Origin of the sequence: Bacteroides clarus (assembly GCF_015555825.1) — a bacterium.
Lineage (GTDB): Bacteria > Bacteroidota > Bacteroidia > Bacteroidales > Bacteroidaceae > Bacteroides > Bacteroides clarus.
Genome location: NZ_JADNLF010000026.1, coordinates 1 through 2,475 on the forward strand (window position 1 = coordinate 1; position 2,475 = coordinate 2,475).

The 2,475-nt window shown below is 32.1% G+C and carries 2 protein-coding genes; one reads left to right on the forward strand and one right to left on the reverse strand.

What is annotated here, in order from left to right:
* Window positions 1–639: 639 nt before the first annotated feature.
* Complete coding sequence (locus I2F54_RS16130) at window positions 640–1,821, reverse strand: site-specific integrase (protein WP_009122904.1); 1,182 nt, start codon at window positions 1,819–1,821, stop codon at window positions 640–642.
* 453 nt (window positions 1,822–2,274) lie between these two features.
* On the opposite strand from I2F54_RS16130, the gene I2F54_RS16135 reads away from it, so the two are divergent.
* Window positions 2,275–2,475 (forward strand): carboxypeptidase-like regulatory domain-containing protein (locus I2F54_RS16135; RefSeq protein ID WP_004289020.1); only part of this gene is annotated, 201 nt, incomplete at its 3' end.

Below are 2,475 nucleotides of genomic sequence, written 5' to 3' on the forward strand. Positions count from 1 at the left end.
ATCAGACATATAAATATCTATAAATTAGCAATTTACAAATTGCATCTATTTCTTGCATTTGACTAAAACGTCAATAGAACATGCTCCAACGGACATCAACAAGAGTTTTACGTTACCCTTATGTACCCATATTCTATGATAAATTATTGATTTTTAGAGTACTAATAGCAATATGCAGTTTTTATTATGACTATTAAAATATACTTTCAATTTTTACTAAGATACATTTGTAAATAAAAAAACGATATAAATAGTGGCAGTGAATGAAAATAAAAAACATATTATTTAGGAAACGGTAAACTAAGATTTCATGTAAAAATAAATACAGTAATTCAGAGATATAAAAGAATATTATAATAAGATTATGATATTTCTTCCCAAAAACATATAACGTATGACAACAAACAAATAAAGGATGCAAATCCGTAGTAAAACATAATAATTCTATCGTGCTTAACTATCAAGCCACTTAGCAAGTTTTAATTCGTTAGACAGCTGTTTCCCTTTCGTTAGACATCCGTTATCCTTTCGTTAAACAACTGTCTAACGAAAGGGAAACAGTTGTCTAACGAATCAGAGCCAGCAGCTTGGCTGCTTGTTTTTGGGGTACTTCTTGACTAAAAAAGCCTTATTCCCCACTTATTTTCCAGCAAACGGTGTTGCTTGTTTCATTTTCTCTAAATCATGAATGATGGTCATATCCATAATATTGGTATAAACTTGAGTGGTTTTTACGCTCTTATGCCCGAGTAGCTTTTGCACGGTAGTGATATTTACCCCGTTGTATATCAGCAACGTTGCATTGGTATGACGTGCCGTATGGAAAGATATATTCTTTGATAATCCGGCCAACTTTGCGAGAGTCAGCAAGTCTTTGTTGACATTTGAGTTATCTCTCAAACGAAAGAAGCCTTCAAGATTATCTCGATATTTATTAAGAATTATAATCCCTTTGCCTGCGAAAAGCAAATAAAGGGGTAAACGTACTTCTGTTCCTGTCTTTACCGATTTATATATAAGCCATGTTTCCTGATTAATATCCACAATATTCTCGGAAGATAAATTTGTAAAATCAGAGTATCGCATTCCTGCATAGCAACAGAACAGAAAAGCATCCAAAGATTTTTGTAACTTCATATATCTACCCGACAAATTCAATTTCTCCAACTTTTCCAGTTCTTCCGGCACTAAATGGGTATGTTTATTCTCCACTGTTTTTATTTTATATTTTCTGAAAGCATATTTCTGTATTTCAATATATTCCTTATTAATAGCTATATTTACGTGGCGTTTCAAATGTTTCATATGTTTTGCAATAGTATTTGTATGATACCCTTTTAACTGTAGAAAATACTCAAAAGAGGACACAAACTCAAATGTCAGATCAGAAAACGTTATATCCTTTTTGAACTCTTGCAATAACATAAGGGTGGAAAGATGATTGCGCTTAGTGCTATTCTTTAAAGATGAGTTTGTGACTTCTTGCTTGAAAAAGGATATAAACGAAGAATTATTCTCCTGAGTGGTCAACATATTCTTTAGTAGCTCTAAAGATATACGTTTGCCTTGTTGCCATAATTCCAGCTCTTTTTTCTCTATCGCTGCTACAAATTCATAAATCAACCGGTTTAGAGCATCTGCATTAGGGTGGTTCTTAACAACCAGCTTTTTGGTATCCCACTGTTCCGGCTTCAAATAAACTCTGGTGGAAAAGTACTTTTTTTTTCTGTCTAAATAGGCTTCTACCTGTACTAATGCCATACCTTTTTTGTTCAGACACTTCTTCCTGTTATACACAAGACTGTAAATAATTTTATTCATCTCAAGTTGTTTTGATTAATACTATAAACAAATAAGACGATATTCTGTGCAAAACAGGGTTTGAATAAGGATTAATATCTGCAAAAAATGGCTTCTGTTTTTTTATAGTTCATTCTTTAAAGCCATAAAAAAGACGCAAAATGTCTCACATAATCCAATCAAATAGCACAAATATGGGAGTTTTTTTAACCATTTTGTTTTAAAATACGTGTATCCGGATTAATAATTGGGTAAAATGGTTGAAACATAGTGATAGTTAATGATAGTGTTTTGAGGTTCTTTAATTGTATAAAATCTGCTATTCAGCATAAAACGGCATGTTTTGTTAACAGTTTGATAGATTTACAAGGTTTTTTCAATAAAATAGTTGCCCGTTTCATATTTATTAATATATTTGCATTTTGTTAGAGTAAAGAAACAATTAATGTAAAGTTAAACTTTAAGAGAGAATTTATGAAAAGAAAATTAATGCTGTTATTGGCCTGCCTTTTTGTAGGAATAGGCTTAGTAACTGCCCAAACACAGAAGGTTACAGGTGTTGTGATTTCTGAAGAAGATGGGCAGCCAGTTATTGGAGCCTCTGTATTGGTAAAAGGTACACAAATTGGTGCTATTACCAATGTAGATGGTGATTTTACATTACTGAACGTACCA

Bases quoted from the DNA above. Each gene is read 5' to 3' on its own strand.
- I2F54_RS16130 (WP_009122904.1), bottom strand. From the start codon at position 1,821: ATGAATAAAATTATTTACAGTCTTGTGTATAACAGGAAGAAGTGTCTG.